This is a genomic window from Streptomyces sp. TP-A0356, assembly GCF_001417775.1.
GTDB lineage: Bacteria > Actinomycetota > Actinomycetes > Streptomycetales > Streptomycetaceae > Streptomyces.
This window is the reverse complement of the sequence record NZ_BBZJ01000031.1, coordinates 33,540-52,609: the sequence shown is the minus strand read 5'-3', so window position 1 is coordinate 52,609 and position 19,070 is coordinate 33,540. Positions and strand designations below refer to the sequence as shown.

At 69.2% G+C, this 19,070-nt stretch carries 15 protein-coding genes and 1 pseudogene; 12 read left to right on the top strand and 4 right to left on the bottom strand.

Going from position 1 to position 19,070, the window contains the following annotated elements:
* The first annotated feature begins 192 nt into the window (after positions 1-192).
* The 10 genes from ASC56_RS31595 (at position 193) to ASC56_RS31550 (ending at position 13,604) form a co-directional block, all read left to right on the top strand.
* On the top strand, positions 193-1,056 hold the full coding sequence (locus ASC56_RS31595) for an SDR family oxidoreductase (RefSeq protein WP_063785031.1): 864 nt from the start codon (positions 193-195) through the stop codon (positions 1,054-1,056).
* Positions 1,053-3,143, top strand: coding sequence for an acetate--CoA ligase family protein (locus ASC56_RS31590; RefSeq protein ID WP_055495014.1), 2,091 nt, complete (start codon positions 1,053-1,055; stop codon positions 3,141-3,143). The genes ASC56_RS31595 and ASC56_RS31590 overlap by 4 nt, the downstream gene beginning before the upstream one ends.
* A gap of 76 nt (positions 3,144-3,219) precedes the next feature.
* Positions 3,220-4,401 (top strand): acyl-CoA dehydrogenase family protein, encoded by a 1,182-nt coding sequence (locus tag ASC56_RS31585; protein ID WP_055495013.1) that lies wholly within the window; start codon positions 3,220-3,222, stop codon positions 4,399-4,401.
* Complete coding sequence (locus tag ASC56_RS31580) at positions 4,398-5,138, top strand: enoyl-CoA hydratase/isomerase family protein (RefSeq protein WP_055495012.1); 741 nt, start codon at positions 4,398-4,400, stop codon at positions 5,136-5,138. Before ASC56_RS31585 ends, ASC56_RS31580 begins: the two co-directional genes overlap by 4 nt.
* Positions 5,135-6,628, top strand: coding sequence for a cytosine permease (locus ASC56_RS31575; protein ID WP_079102822.1), 1,494 nt, complete (start codon positions 5,135-5,137; stop codon positions 6,626-6,628). The genes ASC56_RS31580 and ASC56_RS31575 overlap by 4 nt, the downstream gene beginning before the upstream one ends.
* Positions 6,625-8,340 carry a CocE/NonD family hydrolase gene (locus ASC56_RS31570; protein ID WP_055495011.1) on the top strand — a complete coding sequence of 572 codons (1,716 nt, stop codon included), beginning with the start codon at positions 6,625-6,627 and terminating at the stop codon, positions 8,338-8,340. Before ASC56_RS31575 ends, ASC56_RS31570 begins: the two co-directional genes overlap by 4 nt.
* 4 nt (positions 8,341-8,344) lie before the next feature.
* On the top strand, positions 8,345-9,121 hold the full coding sequence (locus tag ASC56_RS31565) for a 3-hydroxybutyryl-CoA dehydrogenase (RefSeq protein WP_234377149.1): 777 nt from the start codon (positions 8,345-8,347) through the stop codon (positions 9,119-9,121).
* A gap of 105 nt (positions 9,122-9,226) precedes the next feature.
* Positions 9,227-10,405, top strand: a complete 1,179-nt coding sequence (locus ASC56_RS31560) for a tyrosine-type recombinase/integrase (protein ID WP_234377148.1) — start codon at positions 9,227-9,229, stop codon at positions 10,403-10,405.
* Positions 10,402-13,026, top strand: a complete 2,625-nt coding sequence (locus ASC56_RS31555) for a tyrosine-type recombinase/integrase (protein WP_055495009.1) — start codon at positions 10,402-10,404, stop codon at positions 13,024-13,026. The genes ASC56_RS31560 and ASC56_RS31555 overlap by 4 nt, the downstream gene beginning before the upstream one ends.
* On the top strand, positions 13,023-13,604 hold the full coding sequence (locus tag ASC56_RS31550) for a DUF6262 family protein (protein ID WP_055495008.1): 582 nt from the start codon (positions 13,023-13,025) through the stop codon (positions 13,602-13,604). The genes ASC56_RS31555 and ASC56_RS31550 overlap by 4 nt, the downstream gene beginning before the upstream one ends.
* Here the strand turns inward: ASC56_RS31550 and ASC56_RS42350 are convergent, their stop codons facing one another.
* The 4 genes and pseudogenes from ASC56_RS42350 to ASC56_RS31535 all read right to left on the bottom strand — a co-directional run bounded on the left by ASC56_RS42350 (position 13,605) and on the right by ASC56_RS31535 (position 16,278).
* Positions 13,605-13,856, bottom strand: coding sequence for a hypothetical protein (locus ASC56_RS42350; RefSeq protein WP_234377147.1), 252 nt, complete (start codon positions 13,854-13,856; stop codon positions 13,605-13,607). It abuts the gene before it with no gap.
* Positions 13,850-14,299 carry an IMP cyclohydrolase gene (locus tag ASC56_RS42345; protein ID WP_234377146.1) on the bottom strand — a complete coding sequence of 150 codons (450 nt, stop codon included), beginning with the start codon at positions 14,297-14,299 and terminating at the stop codon, positions 13,850-13,852. Before ASC56_RS42345 ends, ASC56_RS42350 begins: the two co-directional genes overlap by 7 nt.
* Before the next feature lie 391 nt (positions 14,300-14,690).
* Positions 14,691-15,209 (bottom strand): hypothetical protein, encoded by a 519-nt coding sequence (locus ASC56_RS31540; RefSeq protein ID WP_159039747.1) that lies wholly within the window; start codon positions 15,207-15,209, stop codon positions 14,691-14,693.
* Between the two features lie 444 nt (positions 15,210-15,653).
* Positions 15,654-16,278: pseudogene (locus tag ASC56_RS31535) on the bottom strand (nucleotidyltransferase family protein).
* Positions 16,279-16,602: 324 nt separating this feature from the next.
* Between ASC56_RS31535 and ASC56_RS31530 the strand changes: the two are divergent.
* Together ASC56_RS31530 and ASC56_RS31525 are read left to right on the top strand one after the other, a co-directional pair.
* Positions 16,603-18,009 carry a hypothetical protein gene (locus ASC56_RS31530; protein WP_159039746.1) on the top strand — a complete coding sequence of 469 codons (1,407 nt, stop codon included), beginning with the start codon at positions 16,603-16,605 and terminating at the stop codon, positions 18,007-18,009.
* 230 nt (positions 18,010-18,239) lie between these two features.
* The gene (locus ASC56_RS31525) at positions 18,240-19,007 is read left to right on the top strand and encodes a hypothetical protein (RefSeq protein WP_159039745.1); all 768 of its coding nucleotides are present in this window, start codon (positions 18,240-18,242) and stop codon (positions 19,005-19,007) included.
* The last annotated feature ends 63 nt before the right edge of the window (positions 19,008-19,070 follow it).

Sequence of the window (19,070 nt, the reverse complement as noted above, 5' to 3'; positions counted from 1 at the left end):
ATTGACAGTGCCTTCGAAGCGTCTCACAGTGTTGGCAATTCTCAACCGACGCATCAGTCAGTCAATGTGCCGCTCTGGGCCGCCAGTCGCACGGCCATGCCACCCACCCCGTATTCCCGCATGTTCGCATGCCTGAATGCCGGAGTGCGGGCATGGCCGGAGGCCCGGGTCCCGGCACAGAAAGAGAGCACCGTGGGGACGACACCACTGCGCCCTGATGTGCACGACGGCAAGGTCGTGCTGATCACGGGTGGAGGCACCGGCATCGGCCGGGCCGTTGCCATCGACTTCGCCGCTTGCGGGGCGGAGGTCGTGGTCTGCGGCCGCCGCCCTGGCCCCCTGGCGGACGTCCGTGCCGAGATCGAGGCCGTCGGCGGCACCTGCCTGTCCGTGCCCGCGAACATCCGCGAGAAGGGTGCGGTCACCCACGTCGTGGACGTCGCCCTTGAGGCGTTCGGCCGCATCGACGTGCTCGTCAACAACGCCGGTGGCCAGTTCACCGCCCCCGCCGAGGAGATCACCTCCAAGGGCTGGCGCGCGGTGCACGATCTCGCCGTCGATGCCGGCTGGGCCATGACGCGTGAGGTCGCCGTCCGCTCGATGATCCCGAACCGGTCCGGATCCGTGTTCTTCATGGCCTTCTCCCCGCGGCGCGGCATCCCGGGCATGGTGCACGCCACCTCCGCCCGTGCCGCCCTGGAGAACCTCGCCGCCGGCCTGTCCCTGGAATGGAGCCGCTACGGCATCCGCACCGTGTGTGTCGCTCCCGGCACCATCGCCACCGAGGGAATGGAGGCCGCCTACGGCGAGGAGGACCGCCGCACGTGGGAGCAGGCCGTCCCGCTCGGTCGGTTCGGCCGCCCCGAGGAGGTCTCCGGGCTCGTGTCCTTCCTCGCCTCGCCCGGCGGCTCGTATGTCACCGGTACGACGATCGTCGTCGACGGGGGTGCCGACGCCTGGGGCACGGGGCATCCGACCCCGGGCCTGGAGACCCTGCACACCCCGGACACCTCCGACTCCCCGGACAGCCTGGACGCCCTGGAGATGGCCCCGTGACCCTCACGCTTCCCGACGGCGCGGCTGAGCTCGCGGCCGTCCGCGATCTCTCCGCACTCTTCGACCCGGCTTCGGTCGCCATCATCGGCGCCAGCAACGACCAGACCAAGTACGGCAACTGGATCGCGGTCCAGGCATTGCGCAGCGACCACCAGCGCCCCGTCCACCTGGTCAACCGTCGCGGCGAGCCGGTACTCGGCTGCTCTGTCCACCGTCGCGCCGTCGACGCGCCGGGCGGCGTGGACCTCGCCGTGATCGCAGTCCCCGCCGCCGGCTTCGCGGACGCCGTCGACGACGCGCTCGCTGCCGGTGCTCGTGCCGTCGTCGGCATCACCGCCGGCTTCGCCGAGCTCGGCGAGGAGGGCCGAAAGCGCGAGGCGGCCCTGGCCGCGCGCATACGGCAGGCCGGCGCGGTGCTGCTCGGTCCCAACTGCCTCGGCGTGCTCGACACCACCAGCGGGCTGCGCCTGGCCTCCAACGACATGCCCGCCGGTCCCGTCGGCTTCGTCTCCCAGAGCGGCAACATGGCCCTTGAGCTCAGCCGCCATTTGGAACGGGACGGCCTCGGCTTCTCGAGGTTCGCCTCCCTCGGCAACCAGGCCGACCTCACTGCCGCCGACCTCATCCGCAGCTACACCGAGCACGACGGCACCGAACTGATCGCCCTGTACTGCGAGGACTTCGGCGACGGGCGCGCTTTCGCCCGCGCCGCAGCCGACGCCGTACGCGCCGGGAAGCCCGTCGTCCTGCTCACCGTCGGCGCCGGACAGGCGTCCATGCGCGGCGCCCGCTCCCACACCGGAGCTCTGACCAGCGACTCCGCCGTCATCGATGCCGCGTGCCGTGCCGCCGGCGTGGACCGCGTCACCACCGTCGCCGAACTCGCCCATCTGCTCGGTGCGCTGCACCGCAACCGCCACGGCGGCGGGCCGCGCGTCGCCGTCATCGCGGACGGCGGTGGCCACGCTTCGCTCGCGAGCGACGTCGCCGAGGCGCACGGTCTGCTGGTCCCGGAGTTCGGTGCCGACCTCATCTCCGGTCTGGCAGCCGAGCTCCCGCCCTCCGCCGGCACCACGAACCCGGTCGACCTCGCCGGAGCAGGGGAGCAGGACATCACTTCCTTCGGCCGGGTCCTCGACCTGGCCCTGAGCGCCGACGAGGTCGACGCCGTCCTGGTCACCGGCTACTTCGGCGGGTACGGCGGCTACGGCGAGGCGCTCGCGGACGCCGAGACCGTCACCGCCCGCGTCATGGCCGAACGCATCCGCGCCCATGGCAAGCCGGTCGCTTTCCACACCATGTACGCGGAGCGCCCTGCGGCCAGGGAGCTGCACGACCAGGGCGTGAGCGTCTTCAGCTCCGTGGAGCACGCGGCCCAGGTCCTCGGCCGGATCGCCGAGCGCGCCGCACGTCCCGTCCCGCATGTACCGGCGCTGCCGCGGCCCGCCGCCCCCGCCCCGGACGACGGTTACTGGAGCGCCCGCGAACTGCTGCGCCAGGGCGGCCTCGACTTCCCCACCGCCCACCTGGTCCGCACCGAGGACGAGGCGGCCACGGCGGCCAGGGAGATCGACGGGCCCGTCGTCCTCAAGGCCATGGGGCTGCTGCACAAGTCCGATGCCGGCGGTGTCGCGCTCGGCCTCGCCGACGAGGGTGCGGTACGGGCCGCTCACGCCGACATGACGCGGCGCCTAGACCCCCCCGGTTACTGCGTCGAGGCCATGGCCGACACGGCTCACGGCGTCGAACTCATCGTCGGCGTACGGCGCGACCCCCGCTTCGGCCCGGTGGCGCTCGTCGGCCTCGGCGGCATCTTCACCGAGGTGCTGCGCGACATCCAACTCGCGCTGGCGCCCGTGACCGCGGCCGAGGCGGAGGCGCTGCTGGACCGCCTGACCGCCGCGCCCCTACTGCGCGGTGTACGAGGCCGGCCGGCCGTGAACCGGGAGGCCGCGGCCCGAGCGGTCGAGGCCATCACCGCCGTCGCCGCCGCACACCCCGAGATCGCCGAGCTGGAAGTCAACCCTCTGCTCGCCACGCCGAAGGGCTGCCTGGGCCTGGACGCCCGCATCGTCCTCGGCTCCTGACCCGGACCGAGGCCGGCCCGCACCACGTACGCCCCCTGCACGTACACCCGCACGACGTCACAAGGAGACACCCGTTATGGACTTCGCGTACACCCCGCGCCTGGCCGAGCTCAAGGAGCGCGCCGCCGCACTCGCCGACAAGATCGTGATCCACGAGGACGCCTGCGAGGCCGGCAACGGCCTGTCGCCCGAGGTGCTGCGCAGCATCCGCGACGAGGTGCTCGCCAGCGGACTGCAGGCCGTCAACATGCCCACCGAATGGGGCGGCGCTGGTCTGACCATCCTGGAGCAGGTCGTTGTGCAGGAAGAGCTCGGCAAGCTCACCAACGCCTTGTGGGACACGGTCTGGCGGCCCGCCAACGCCCTGTCCGCCTGCACCCCCGAACAGCGCGAGCGCTACCTCGTCCCCGACATCCTCGGACAGCGCCGTGACGCCGTCGCCATCACCGAGGCCGACGCCGGCTCCGACCCGCAGGGCATCACCACTACCGCCACCGAGACTGCGGACGGCTACCGCATCGACGGTGAGAAGTGGTTCGTCACGGTCGGTGACGTCGCCGACTTCTTCCTCGTCCTCGCCCTCGTCGGCGAAGAGAAGGCACCCACCCTCCTCCTCGTCGACAAGGACCTGCCCGGCATCCGTCTCAAGCGCGTGCCCCGCTACATGCACACCTTCGTCTACGAGCACCCCGAATACCTCTTCGAGGGCGTCGAGGTCGGCAAGGACGCGGTCCTCGGCGAGGTCGGCGGCGGCTACGACCTGACCCGCGGCTGGTTCACGGAGGAGCGCCTGATGATCGGTGCCCGCACAGTGGGCGCCGCCGAGCGCGCGCTCGCCCTGGCCACCGAGTGGGCCCGCGAGCGCGTGCAGGGCGGACAGCCCCTGATCGAGCGCCAGTTGATCCAGGCCATGCTCGCCGACTCCGCCGTCGACATCGCCGTCAACCGCGCCTTCGTCCACCAGGTGGCTTGGGAGTTCGACCAGGGAGGCGACCGCAAGACCCTGCACGCCAAGGCGGCTATGGCCAAGCTGTCCGCCTCCGAGGCAGCGGGCCGCGTCATCGACCGGGCGGTTCAGATCTTCGGCGGCCGTGGCTACATGCGCGACTACCCCGTCGAGCGGCTGTACCGCGAACTGCGCGTCGACCGCATCTGGGAGGGCACTTCCGAGATCCAGCGCCTCGTCATCGCCAACGAGATTAGCAAGCGCGGCCTCGGCATGCTCGACTTCCCGACGGCCGGAAGCACCCAGGCGTGACCGCCGGCACCGTCGAAATCCGGCGCAGCGGCAGCACCGCCGTGCTGACGCTGCGCCGAGAGACGAAACTCAACGCCCTCTCCACGCATCTGGAACGTGAGCTGCTGCGCGCCCTGGGCGACAAGGCGGTCACCACCAGCCGCGCCGTCGTTCTCACGGGCGGCAACCGGGTCTTCTCGGCCGGCGCCGACACAGGCGAGCTGCGCGAGATGACCCCCGAGGCCATCACCGCGTACTACCGCGACTCCGGAGCGGTATACGAGAGGATGGCGGCCCTGCCGCAGCCCACCGTGTCCGCCATCGCCGGCTACTGCCTCGGTGGCGGCCTGGAACTGGCCCTCGCCACCGACTTCCGGATAGCGGACCCGACTGCCAAGTTCGGCCTGCCCGAGGTCGGCATCGGCATCCTGCCCAGCTCCGGCGGCACCTACCGTACGGTCCGCGCCGTCGGTCCGGCCCGCGCCCGCGAACTCGTCCTGCGCGGCCGCCGTCTGACGGCCGCCGAGGCCCACGCCTGGGGACTGCTCACCGAAGTCAGCGAAGAGGGCGCGCACCTGGAACAGGCCCTGCGTCTCGCCGACGAACTGGCCGCACTCCCGCCCCTCGCGGTCGCTGTCACCAAACGCGTCATCGACGCCGCGGCGGACGCCCCACGCGAGTCCTCCCTGCTCCTTGAACAGCTTGCGTACGCGTCCCTCAACCAGACAACCCACCCATCCACCGAGGACCTGACATGACCGTCACCTCGAACTCGAGATCCCCTCAGGCGTCGGCCCCGCCGGCCGGCGGCCGCCCCGTCATCGAAACCCGGTCCATCGACTACGTCCCCCTCGCCGAGCGCCACGGCAAGGTGTGGCACCTGTTCCCGGTGTGGTTCGCCGGCGACGCGCACCTGGCCACCGTCGCCACCGGCGCCATCGGCGTCGCGCTCGGCGGCAATCTGATCTGGACGGCGATCGCCGTCGTCCTCGGCAGCGCCTTCGGCACGTTTTTCATGGCCTTCCATTCCACCCAGGGCCCGCAGTTGGGGCTTCCGCAGATGGTGCAGTCCCGCCCGCAGTTCGGGTTCGTCGGCGCTCTGCTGGTGTGGATCACCGCGCTCGTGACGTACATCGGCTACACCGCGTTCAACCAGATCCTGGTCGGCAGCACGCTGGAGCACCTCGCCCAGGTGCCCAACTCGGCGAGTTACATCGGTTACGCGGTGGTGGGCATCGTACTGGCGGTGGTCGGCTACGACTTCATCCACCGGGCGTCGCGCTGGCTGACGTACCTCATGCTCGTGGCACTGGTCGTGTTCACCGTGGGCATCGTCGTGGTGGACCCGTTCAGCCCCGCCCAGCTCGACCTGGGTGCCTTCGCGCTGGCGCCCTTCCTGGTGCAGTTCTTCACAGCGGCCGTCTACCAGCTCTCCTGGGCGATCTACGTCTCCGACTACTCCCGCTATCTGCCGCCGACGGTGCGCGTGCGCTCCTCGTTCTGGTGGACCTACCTCGGGGCGACGATCGGCGGCGCGTGGATGATGCTGGTGGGCACGGTGGCCGCCGGGCTCTTCCCGAAACTCGCCCTCGTCGAGTCGGTCATCTCCGCCGGTGACAAGGTGTTCCACGGATTCGGCATGACGCTGCTGCTGGCCTCGGTGGTTCCGCTGATCACCATCGGCACACTCAACTTCTACGGCGGTAGCCTGACCCTGCTGTCCAGCATGGACTCGATCCGGCAGATCCGGCCTACCGTGGCCAAACGGGTGGTGACACTGATCGTCATCGGCCTGCTGTCCACCGCGATCGCCTTCAGCTCCGACGAGACGTTCCTCCAGGAGTTCGGGAACTTCCTCGTTGTGCTCGGCTATCTGTTCACCCCGTGGACGGCGATCAACCTCGTCGACTTCTATGTGGTGCGCCGGGGCCACTACTCCATCCGGGAGATCTTCAACCCGCGCGGCATCTACGGACGGTGGAGCTGGCGCGGACTGGTCTCCTACGCCGTCGGCTTCGCGTCGATGATGCCGTTCGCGGTGGTGGGCGACAGCATGGGGCCGGTGGCGCGGTGGCTGGGAGGTCTGGACATCACCATGATCGTTGGTCTGGTCGTCTCGGCCGGCCTGTATCTGCTGGTCTGCCGGTCGCTGGACCTGACGGCCGAGCGTGCCGTGGTCGACCGCGCCGACGAGGGCCTGGACCCGGACGTCCCGGCCGGTACGTCCCTCACGGCGCACCCCAGGTGAGCACGGCCGTCCCCGTGCCGTTCGGTACGCCCGTCCCGCAGGCGGAGCCCTTCCGGGTGCCCATGCGGGACGGCGTCCGGTTGCACACCGAGGTCCACCTGCCGCCGTCGCCGACCAGGCTCCCGGCAGTGCTGATCCGCACGCCGTACGACAAGACGCACCCGGACACCTTGCTACCGGACATGGCGGCCAGGTTGACCGAGGCCGGACTGGCCGTGGTGACGCAGGACGTACGCGGCAAGATCCGCTCTGAAGGAGTCCCGGCGCCTTTCGTCACCGAAGTCCCCGACGCCTGGGACGCATTGGAGTGGATCACGGCACAGCCCTGGTCGGATGGCACGGTGGGCTGCTGGGGCAACTCCTACTACGGCTACACAGCCTGGGCAGCCGTCGCCTGCGGCCACCCCGCCGTCAGGGCGCTCGTCTCGCGCCTGACCACCACGGACATCGGTGGCGAATTGGTCCACCGTAACGGGGTGTTCAGGCTGGGGCCGATGGTGGAGTGGCTGACCTCCACCTGGGCCGACCGCGCCAATCTGGTGCCACGGCTCGACTGGTCCCGGCGGCCGTTGGCGGAGCTGCTGGACGCGGTGACCGCGAGACCCGGGGCAGTGCCGCTGTCCGAGTGGGCCACCGCCTCGCCCGCCGACAGGCGCTGGCGTCAGACGGCGTTCGACGGCCGCGCCCCTGGGCACGGACGGGTGCCCACCTTGCACTGGACGGGCTGGTACGACCCGTTCCAGAGCGGACAGCTGCGCGACTGGCGACGGGCCCGGCAGGCGGCGGGTGCTCCGCAGTACCTGATCGCCACCGCCACCGACCACCAGGACGACGTGCTCACCGCGAACGGGCGCAGCCCTGACCACCTCACGGATCCGGCTGCCCGGGAGGCGATGCTGGACCGTTCGCTCGGCCCGGTGATCGACTTCCTGTTGCGGCACCTCGGGAGGAGGGAGGGCGGTGATCCCGTCCCGTCCGTCCGATGGGAGAGCATCGGCGGCGACCGGCGGGCGGCCACGCGCTGGCCTCCGCCCGGAGCGGTCTCCGTCCGGCTCCACCTCACCGACGCCCCCGCCGCGGCGGCCAGCCCGGAAGGCGGAGCACCGTCCCAGCGAGCCGACGGGAGGCCCGCCTCGGCGAGCTGGGAACACGACCCCGAAAACCTCGTACCGGCCACTGACCGCAACTGGTGGCGGCCCCTGCTCGCACTGCCCGACGAGCGGAGCACAGAGCGGCGGCCGGACGTGCTGACCTTCACCGGTGCGGCCTCCTGCCACCCGCTGCAACTGGGCGGCCCGGTCCGGCTGGTGCTGCCGGTTACCTCCACCGCGGCCGTGGGTCACCTGGTCGTCAAGCTCTGCGACGTAGCACCCGGCGGCACCAGCAGGCGGATCCTGGAGGCGCCGTACCGGATGCACGGCGACAGCGAGGCGTGGCACCGTGCACACATAGAGCTCGGCGACACCGGACACCGGCTCGAACCGGGGCACCGGCTCCGCGTCCAGGTGGCATCGAGCTGCTTCCCGCTGTACCTCCCGCACACCGCGGGCACCACGCACCCGTGGTCGGCGCGCCGCCTCATCGGCAGCACCCAGCGGCTGCTGACCGGTGGGCAGGATGGTGCGTACCTCGAACTGACGGCGCTGCCCGACACGCACACACCTCCATCCGCCGAGACCGATGGCGTCGGCCACCAGGGAAAGGACAGATGACCGCGTGGACACCCTTTACCGGATGGGCGTCGTGGGCGCCGGACTGATGGGCTCGGGGATCGCCGAAGTCTGCGCCAGGGCCGGCCTGGATGTCCTGGTCGCCGAGAGCGGCTCCGACGCGCTGACCGCCGGGCGACGGCGCATCGAACAGTCACTGGCGCGCGGCGTACGCAGCGGAAAACTGTCCGACGCGGACCGCGAACAGGCGCTCGCCCGGGTGCGTCTCACCACCGACCTCGGTGAGTTCGCGGACCGGGACTTGGTCGTCGAGGCCGTCGCGGAGACCGAGCGGGTCAAGGTCGATGTCTTCGCGGCCCTGGACAAGGTCGTCGAACGCGAGGACGCCATCCTCGCCTCCAACACCTCATCGATACCGATCATGAAGCTCGGCATGGCCACCACCCGGCCCGAGCAGGTCGTCGGCATCCACTTCTTCAACCCTGTCCCGGTCCTCGCCCTGGTGGAACTGGTGCCTTCGCTGCTGACCGGCCAGCGGACCCGGCAGCGCGCCGAGGACTTCGTCACCACGGTGCTCGGCAAGCAGGTCATTCCTTCCACGGACCGCGCGGGCTTCGTGGTGAACGCACTGCTCATCCCGTATCTGCTGTCCGCGATCCGGATGCTCGAGTCCGGTTTCGCATCCGCCGCCGACATCGACCAGGGCATGGTGCTCGGCTGCGCGCACCCGATGGGCCCGCTGGCCCTCGCGGACCTGATCGGACTCGACACCACACACGCGATCGCCGAGTCGATGTACGCCGAGTTTACCGACCGCGGGTAGTCCTGACCGTGATGTCCGTCTGGGACTGTGACCAGGTCGTCTCCGGCTTGTTTACCGACCGTGTCCGGGGCGTCTGTCATGTTCTGGAGTCGGTACGGAGGACGAGTGGCACGGCATGTTGTGGTCGGGGACTTGCGAGTCCAGCAGATCGAGCAGAAGGACGGGCGGCGGTCGTGGACGATCGTGTGGCCCGAGGGGACGGTCCATGCGGAGGCGGACCGGTTCCTGCGTCTGCATGATGGTTCGGGAACGCAGAGGACGTACGCGTATCTGCTGGTGGACCACCTGCGGTGGCTGGAGCGGGAGTGCCTGGCCTTCGCCGCGGTCCAACTGCGCGACCTGGAACGGTACATGGGTCTGGTGGGTGCAGAGGTCCGCATGCTGCTCGGCGAGCCGTGGCGGGTCGGCAAGCGCCCCTACGGCCGGTCCGCGTTGTCGACCGCGGCGGCTTGCCTGAAGGGCTTCTACCTGCACCAGTCCTCCCTCGGTGTGAACGGGGAGCTCGGTAAGAAGCTCGACACGTCCCGGCTGCCGTCGCGGGTGGACCGGCGCCGTTCGTTCCTCGGCCATGTGAAGTCGTCGCTGCCCACCAACCCGCTGGCGCCGAAGGGCCCGCACCGCCGGCATCCGAAGATGCTTCCGGACGGCGCCCGGGTGAGGCTGCTGGAGATGGTGAACGCCGCCCGGGACCGGCTGGTGATCACCTGGCTCGCCGACGGGGGCTTGAGGATCGGTGAGCTGTGCGGGCTGCACCTGGTCGACCTGCACCTGCGGGAGAACGCGGCCTGCGGCGAGTGCCGCGCCCCTCACCTGCACGTCTGCCACCGGCCCGGCAATCCGAACCGGGCCGAGGCCAAGACCAAGCACCCCTGGCGGGTCGAGCACGGCATCGTGACCGGCGGGCTGATCAAGCGGGTCAGCCCGGCGATGGTGCACACCTACTTCGAGTACGTCACCACCGAGTACCCGCGCGGCGCCGGGCACGGCATGCTCCTGGTCCAGCTGCACGGCGCCGATACCGGACAGCCGTGGGCACCGGTCGGCGCCCGGCGGATGCTCGGCCGGGCCGGGAAACGCGCCGGACTCGGGATGGTGAAACCCCATGCCTTCCGGCACTCGTTCATTTCCGCGGTTCTCGACGCCGCCGACGGCAACCTTTTGATCGCCCGGGACGCCGGCGGCTGGGCCTCGGCCGCGATGGTGGATGAGGTCTACGGACACGTCGATGTCCACGACCCGGTCTTCGACGCCGCCCTCCCTACCGTCTGGGGTGAGACGAAGTGACGGCGCCGTCGCTGCTGCCGCAGCAGGATGCCCGCACGCGACGGGACCGGCTGGAGGTGCTCACCGCGCTGATCAACGGGCCCGAGTTCGACCCGGTGCTGCGCGGCGGGGTGCTGAAGATCCCGCCGACGCACCCGGTCTATCCGTGGAGCTGCACGGTCGTCGACTGCGCGCGGCCCCGCTGGCGGCGCTACGCGATGTGCTCGGTGCACGCCGAGCAGTGGCAGGAGGCGGAGGCGCGTGGGATGACCCGGGCTCAGTTCCTGCGAACCGCGCAGCCGCTGCCGGCCACGGAGATGCCGGAGGCGATGATGTGCCGGATCTGCCCGCAGCGGCCGGCGTTCAGCCTGCAGCTGGTGCTGTGCTTCCGGCACCGCAACCGGTGGCTTGGCCACCTGAAGCGGCACCCCGGCGGGGATGAGGCGGAGTTCGAGCGGTGGCTGGCCGACCAGCCGTCGCTGCCCGGCTACGGTGAGTGCCATGCGGACGTGTGCGACGAACTGGCCGCCTCGCCGCTGGGGTTGTGCGGCGCGCACGAGCGCGGCTACATACGGGCCGGGCGCCCGGGCGGGGCGAAGCTGCCAAAGAACTTCTTCGCCACCTACGAGCGCCGTGATCGCCCTGTCCCGGTGACCTGCGAGGACGAAGTCGCCTTCCGCGCCTGGTGCCGCGCTCAGCTGCCGGTGCACCGCACCGGGACGGTCAACCTGCGCGGGCTGCGGCCCTTGCTGCGGGCGGAGTTGCAGCGGGGCATGTATGTCCACGGCCTGCAGCCCGTCGCCGTGTGGCACCTGACGTGGGTGCAGTCGCTCGCGGACGAGTGCCAGCGCCGCGACGTGGCGTCCCTGGCCGGCCTGGACCCGTCCGTCTTCCGCCGCGCCTACCACCAGCGCATGGTCCAGGAGATGCAACAGGCCCTGCGGAAGGTCTACTTCACCCCCTCCGAGACCCGGGATGCCGGCTACATCGAGACCGAGCACTTCGGGGTGCGCTTCCCGGGCCGCTCCAGCTACGTCGACCTGACCTGCATCGCCCAGCGGTGGCTGCGCGACCTTCTGTGGGACCACATCGCCGACGTGCTGCGCTCACCCACCTGCCCGCGCAGCGCCCAGCCGGTGGACTTCGTACGCCGCGCCGCCGCCGAACTGTCCGCGCTCTTGGAGGCCGAAGCGCCGGGCGGCGGCCACGACCCCACCGTGCTGCGCGGCGAGCATGCACACCGCTTCGCCGCGGACCTGCGCAACCGCGAACGCCTGGGCCTCGCCTTCCGCGGACAGGCCCGCCTGGACGGCAAAAGGGCGAAGGTCACCGAGAACGCGCGCCGCATGGTGTTCAACTACGGCCGGTCCCTTCTGCGCGGCATGCTGGACAGCGGCAGCGCCGAGCAGATCGGCCTGGACCGCGCCTTCATCGCCGCCATGCCGGTCGGCGGCCCGGGCACGCCCCGCAGCCGCAACCCCTTCCCCGACCAGGTCGCCCGCGCGCTTGCGGACGAGGCCAACCTGCAGCAGCTCGCAGACGGCTACGACCCGCACGACCGGGGCCTGCGGGACGTGTGGGAGACCATCATCGTCACCGGCCGACGCGCCAGCGAGGTCATCCAGCTCCGCCTGGACTGCATCGGCCGCTACGGCGGGCTGCCCCTCCTCTGGCACGACCAGACCAAGGTCGGCAACCTGAACGCGGCCGTCCGCATCCCCGAGCATCTCCTGGACCGGCTCGAAGAACGCCGCCAAAAAACCCTCTCCCGGTTCGCCGACCGCCACGCCGGTCGCCCGCCCACTGCTGCCGAGCGCGCCCGCCTGGCCCTGTTCCCCACCGACATCCTCAACCCCGACGGCCGCCGCGCCCTGTCCTACACCTGGTTCCACACCGGGTTCCGCGCCTGGCTCGCCGACCTCGACCTCGATGGTCACTACGTCGCCCACCAGGCCCGGCACACGCTGGCCACCCGGCTGCTGCGGCACGGCGCGACCCTGACCCACATCCGCCGCTACCTCGGCCAGGTCTCCGACCGCATGGCCGAGCACTACGTCCATCTGACCCAGTCGGACCTGGACAACGTCCTCCAGCACGTGTGGGTCGCCGGACCCGGCACCGAAAACCCCGGCGAACTCCTCACCAGCGACACCACCCCGCTCACCCGCGAGCAGGCTCAGGCCCTCGCCATCGACCTGTCCCGCCGCAGTACCCCCGCCGAGGGCGGCTTCTGCACCTTCCAACCCGTAGTCAACGGCGGGGCCTGCCCCTTCAACCTCGACTGCCACAACTGCGACAAGTTCGTCCTCTCGGGCGCCGACCTGCTCTACTGGCGGCGCAAGCGCGAGCAGTGGCGGCTGCTGGCCGAAGGCGCCCCCGACGACGCCACCGCCGACTACCTCCACCGCTACTTGGAACCCACCGCCCGCGCTATCGACGGCCTGGAAAAGGCCCTGGCCGGCCTGGGCCTCCTCGACGACGCCCTCGCCCTGGACCTGCGCAAACCCCAGGACTACTTCCATCGCGTGTGGTCCACCGCCTTCCGGGCCGCCGACCTCGCCGACGCGGGCACCGACGAGGAGCGTGAGTACAGCGATACGTGCACAAGCGAGGACATCGAGCCGGAACAGGACATCGCATGACCAACGCCGCCGTCCCTGCACCGCGCACGGCCGCGGCCCTGGCGGCCCGCCGTCAGAAGACCGAAGCCGCCCTCCAACGCGTTCACAAGGCCATCGCCCGACTGCGGCGCGAGAAGGCCCAGGTCAGCGTCGCCGCCGTCGCCCGCCGCGCAGACGTCTCACGCACCTTCCTCTATGACAACCCCGAAGCCCGGGCCGCCATTGCTTCGGCGATGACGGAGGCCGGCGAACGACGGCCGGGGATGCTCGTCGAGCAGGACGACGAGCGCGAGGCATCCTGGCGTGAACGCGCGCTGAACGCCGAAGAGGCTCTCAAGGCCGCCCACGCCGAGATCCGCACCCAGCGCACCCGCATGGGCGAACTCCTCGGACAAGTCCGGGACTTGGAAGCTGAGTGGACCGAGGAGGCCATCCAGCGGATCAACACCGAGAACACCGCCCTCAAGCAACGGCTCCGGCAGCTCGCCGCCGACAACCGCACCCTCGACGAACGGCTCAAGGCCGCCCGCTCCAACCTCCGCTTCCAAGACCGCCGCGTCGCAGACCTCGAAGCCCAACTCGCCTCTCCCGATGGGTGATCACACCCAAGCAGATGCCTCGTGGCGGATGGCGGCATCGGCCAGCCGTCCCGGCTCAAAGACCGCCACCGCCACGCGGAGCTCGGGGGTGAGGGTACCCCAGAGCTCTTCCAGCAGTTCGTCCTGGTCAGCTGCCTCGGTCCGGGCTTCGAAGAACGGCTCGCCGGTCGCGACCGAGGCACCATCGGAGTGATACGTCGTCATCAGCACAGCGTCTCCCGGCCCCAGATCCCTGACCGCGAGCGTCAGCACGTCAGCCGCCGTCCGACCCCGCGGCTCCGCCGCGCAGCACCGAACCACGCCGCCTGTCCCGAATGGACGTCCGCCACCACGGTGATACGGGGCGTGAAGATCGGCGGATCGGGCTCGTACTCCAGCCCGCCCAGCGCGTCGACCGGTCTTTGATCCTCCTGCAGCCGGTCCGACACCACGGCGACCTGCTCGCCGTTGCCGAAAACCAGCCACCCACCCCGCTCGCGGGCCGTGACGTAGTGCCGAAGCGGATCGTGTTCGGACCCACCGGTCGGCGCGACGATCAGTTCCCCCTCGCCACGGCGCACGGCGCGCGCTTTGGAGGCCGCACTGCGTCCGGTCAGGAAGTATCCACCGCACAGCCCGCCGCTGAGCGTCCTCGCCCACAGCACGCCCCGGCCCGGATAGCGGTTCCCCGCCACAACCTCACGCACCTGGTCCACCGGCTCCACACTCCTCTTCGTACTCAAACGCGAAGCACAGGTTCCACACGCCGATATCCAAAGCAACCCCCTTGACGACTTGGCCCGTCGACAACCTGCCGTCCGCCGCAGCCATGCCCTACTCCTCCAGCCTGACTCTCGCTGGCTCTTTCCCGGCGGCTGGCCCGGCCGCCCGATCAGTGAGCCTCCTCCAACTTCGAACCCGCAGGTCATCGGGGCTGCCACGAGTCAGTGATCTTGTACTCGTACTGGTCGCGGGCGGACGTCGAGATAGCGGATCTCCCATGGTGAGCCCGCTCTCCAACGACGCCGCCGGGTTCGCCCCGCTGACCTCTCCGACTGTATGGCGGGGATGGGACGACTCTGTCGGGTGGGCGGGGGAACGGTTGCCTCATCCAGCCGCCTGCTCACCCTTGACGACGGTGAAGGCGATGCCGCCCAGCTGCGAGGTGAGGTAGCGACGCAAGGCCGCTGAGGCGCTGCCTGCCTGGCTGGTCTGCAGTTGGATGCCGGAATGGTCCGCGGCCGGGCCGAGCTGGTAGACGGGAAACCCTGCAATCGTCGGGCGGTTGTGCGCCATGAGCCCGCGGACGGCCGCCTGCAGTGTCCGGTCGGAGTAGCGGCAAGGAAGGATGTCGAGCCGGTTGAGGTTGACGGCCGGGTGGGCGCGCTTGGCCGCCTGCGCGAGCAGCCTTCCGCGCGCCACGTCCGTGACACACAACGCCACCCGACCCGGGGTGTAGCCGTCGATCACCGTGCCGAAAATGTCCGAGTACGCAACGTTGAACTCCTCATCGCCGACGGCCTGTGCAAGTGCCTCTGCCTGCGCGGTGTCGCCGGAAGTGCCACTGCCCGCAGCAGGTGAGGCCGCGCTCTGGACCTGCACGCCATCCGGGCATGAGGCGGTCACGCCGCCGCTCGGGCTCCTGCTGCTGGCCGAGGACACGGACGTGGCGCCGGCAGACGGCGTCTGCGGCGCCGCCGAGTTCCCCAGCGAGGAGCCGGCGCACGCCGCAGTGGCAGCCAACATCCCCGAACAGAGCGTCAGAGCAACAGCGCGCCGCATGGTTCCTTCTTCCGCCAGTGGTCCCCAGCAAGCGCAGCCGCTCCCAACCAGCACGCCGCGACACGATGGCGCACAGTGTAGCGAGTTCGGAATGGGTCGGGGCCGCCCGTACCCAGTGAAGATCCACTATTTTGAAGTCCGCCCTCGACCAGTACAAGTACAAGATCACTGACTCAAGCCAGCCCCGATGACCTGCGGGTTCCAAGTTGGAGGAGGCTCAGTGCTTGCGCGATGGGCGAACGACTGCGCAAGTCCCCACTGCAGACCGGGCCGCCTACGCAGCCGCGGTCAGACGCCGGATGAGGTTGTCGTGGCACTCGAAGGCCAGTCCAACACGGTGAGCTCGGGCCATTCCTCGCGCCATCGCGCTGACTTCGCCTCATAGACCGACCGCGGGGCAAGCACCGGGTTCGGGCGGAGGACGAGGTTGAACAGGTCGGAAAGTCCATGCGGCGCATACACGCGCCACCGTCCCTCGGTCTCCAGACGAACTCCCAGGCAGCACGCTGTCGCAGCGAAGCTGTCGATCGCCGCCTCCGTGGACTCATACGGCGGGCACACGACTCCGAACTTGTCCTCATACCAGAGGTGAACCCGTGCCTCGTTGCGGATTTCCACCTCCGCGGACAGGTCGGCGAAGATCTCTCGACCAGCCTTGATCACCGCGTCTTCGGCCTCCCAGGACAGATCACCGTTGTCGAAGTAGATGATGTCGTAGTCCTTGATGCCGTTGGTCGGCGGCCTGTCCGTGACCACGTTCCAAACGGTCTGGAACAGGCACCCTGCCGCCACATCCCACCCGGGCAGATCCAACGTTGCGGCCCGCTCCAGCACCTCCATCGACACCTCATTTCTGGACAACGCCGCACGGAAGGAGTCGAGTTGCTGGTCAATGTGGGAGTCGGCTGATCACCACCCCTGCCTACCACAGCCCGCCCATGAACGGGCCAGACAGCCACACGGCCTCTCGCCTCGGAGACATTCAGAAAGTTTCAGTACCCGACCGCACCCTGCAGGCGACGCAAGCACCGCTGGTGCTTCCTTGCTCTCTGCCACCGAGGTGGGCCGACGGCCACCCATCACCCAGGCGAGCTATCCCCTGACGGTACGTCAGCACTTCGAAAATCGAGGTGACTTGATGTTGGCCGAAAATCGCCCTCCAAGATCGACATGTGACGTGATCAGCTCTCCCCGGCTGCTCACAAGCAACACATGCACTTCTCGCAGGAGGGCGCGCATGAACCGCAGCACGGCTATTCGAGGCATTTGGCTCATCTCATCCGCAATGATGGTCGCGGCGGCGACCATCGCCGGCACCCCGACGGCCGGAGCCGCCCCCCAGCCGGCGGGTCCGACCGCCAAGCCCTTCACGCTGGCGCCCAGTATGGGTATGGACAAGCTCGATCCGCAGGCCATCGCGAGATCGAACCGGCAGCAGCTCCTCGACAAGATCGCAGGCCAGATCACGGACGGCCTTTCGGAGTCCGCGCGCGCCAAGATCCCCGGCTTCACGGAGATCGTCGTCAGCCCGGACAAGAACCACATCCGCCTGTACTGGAAGGGCGCCCCGCCGCAGCGCGTGCGGGACATCCTCGCCCACCTCCCTGCGGGCGTGACAGCAGACGTCGTGTCCGCCCGGTACTCCAAGGCCGAGCTCCATGCGGCCCGAAACAAGCTGCTGCGGGGCGGGAAGCCGATGGGGCTGCATGTCGCGTCCACGGCGACGCCGCTCCGTATCACGAGCATTGCTCCGGCCGTCGACGGCAGCGGGCTGGAGATCGGCTACGACGAGGATCGGGGCGTCCAAAAGCGCGACCTGGTAGACCCGTTGAGTTCCCAGGCCCGGAAGGACCGGTCGAGCAAAGTCAAGGCGGCAACCGACCACTTGACCGGCATCAACACGAAGATCTCCTATCAGCCGCTGAGTAAGGATCTCTCGCGTCAGTCCGACTCCTCGCCATGGTATGGCGGCTCCGCAATCAAGAGCCCGACCACCGCGATCTGTACCACCGGCTTCCCCGTCACGAACGGTAGCTCGTACATGCTCACAGTGGCCGATCACTGCGTTGGTGACCAACCGTGGAGCACGTGGGGCGCTGGCACCCAGATCGGCCAATCCTTCCCCGTCCCCAACACAAGTATCCCCGACGACACGGATTTGCTCTACCCGACCTCGCACGCGGTGGGGGGCTATCTCTTCGACGGCCTCCCCGACCTGTCGTCCATTTATGCGAAGCCGCTTATCGGCTGGCAGCACAACAACGTCGGTGACTACGTCTGCACTGACGGTGCGAACTCCGGTGTCCACTGCAATGTGCAGATCCAGCAGACCGACATCGGTGTCACCGGATCGAACGGGAACTACCGTCCCATTACGGACCTTGCGACCCAGATCACTCCCTGGACCCAAGACATCGCCGCGCAGGACGGCGACAGCGGCGGACCGGTGTTCGCAGGTGCGAACAACTGGACTGCGGACGAGGCGCGCGGGACGATCACCGCAAACAAGTACCAAATCGACTGCCCGTCGACAGAACAGCAGCACTCCCTCGTCAAGACTGCATACTGCTACGGAGGAACGTACTACGTCCCCATTTACCAGATACTCTCTGATGACAAGCTGACCTTGGTCACCGGCTCCTGACCAGTACTTCCAGCAGTCGTCGAACCGGACCCGGGTGCTCCCTCGAACTGACAGCGCCCGGCCATCCGGAGGAATCGCCGTGCCCAGGGGGCTGACATGGCACGCTCCCCTGCGGAGGCTGCTTCTCCGATGGCCCTCGGGAAGTGACGACTGGAACCTCGCCTTCATCGTGGCCCCCGGGTCGGAAAGGCCAAAGCCACAACTTCTAGTACCGCACGTGTGGAGTACTCATGGTTGACACCTCGGCATCCCATCCCCGCCGCACTCGCGCTCGCACAGCGGCGGTCGCCGCCATCGCAGCCGGTGTTGTGCTCGCTGGCGCGGGTACAGCCTGGGTTATCGGACACCAAGGAGTCGAGAGTTCCACGGCGGTGCCCGGCGCGGTTCTGGTCAGCCGTGACGGGCGCACTCTGACGTCGCCCGTGGAATGGACCGGTTGCGAGGATCAGCCGAAACTGGTGGCTCACGAGTCCGGCACGTCGGTGTTGCTGAAAGTGGAGCGGGTGGACCATTCGCACCCAAACCAGGCGTGTGACAATGGTCAGGCCAGGCAACTGTCCACGACCCTCGACTCGCCACTCGGCTCCCGGCGGCTCGTCGATGCCGTCGACGGTCATAACATCCGGCCGCTTCGGGCCAACGAGGTCGCCGCACCCCACTACTTGCCGGCAGGGTACAAGCCGACAGATGTCATAGATACCGTGACCTTGGGGTTCGGGAACTCGACCACCAGTGTGTTCGATCCCGCGATTTGGTCGCAGGACTACGAAGGAACGACCCCGGGCGCACTAGTCACGCTCACTCAGGTTTCTGGCCGCACTCAGAACCAGTCCGGGACTCCGGTGACGGTCAACGGCCATCCCGGAATCCGCAATGAGGCGGGGGCCACCATCACCCTCACTTGGTTCGACGGGACCGACACCTTCGCGCTGGTTTGCGCAGATTCCCGGATCTCGGATTCCGACGTGCTGCGGATCGCCGACAGTGTCCACGCCTGATCACCGCCAGCAGGATACCGGCCTGGGGTCCAGAATTATGGTTGTGAGATATTGAACGGTGTG

Coding starts and splice junctions, on each gene's coding strand:
- ASC56_RS31550 (WP_055495008.1), top strand. CDS start 13,023: ATGACCAACGCCGCCGTCCCTGCACCGCGCACGGCCGCGGCCCTGGCG.
- ASC56_RS31530 (WP_159039746.1), top strand. CDS start 16,603: ATGAACCGCAGCACGGCTATTCGAGGCATTTGGCTCATCTCATCCGCA.
- ASC56_RS31585 (WP_055495013.1), top strand. CDS start 3,220: ATGGACTTCGCGTACACCCCGCGCCTGGCCGAGCTCAAGGAGCGCGCC.
- ASC56_RS31575 (WP_079102822.1), top strand. CDS start 5,135: ATGACCGTCACCTCGAACTCGAGATCCCCTCAGGCGTCGGCCCCGCCG.
- ASC56_RS31525 (WP_159039745.1), top strand. CDS start 18,240: ATGGTTGACACCTCGGCATCCCATCCCCGCCGCACTCGCGCTCGCACA.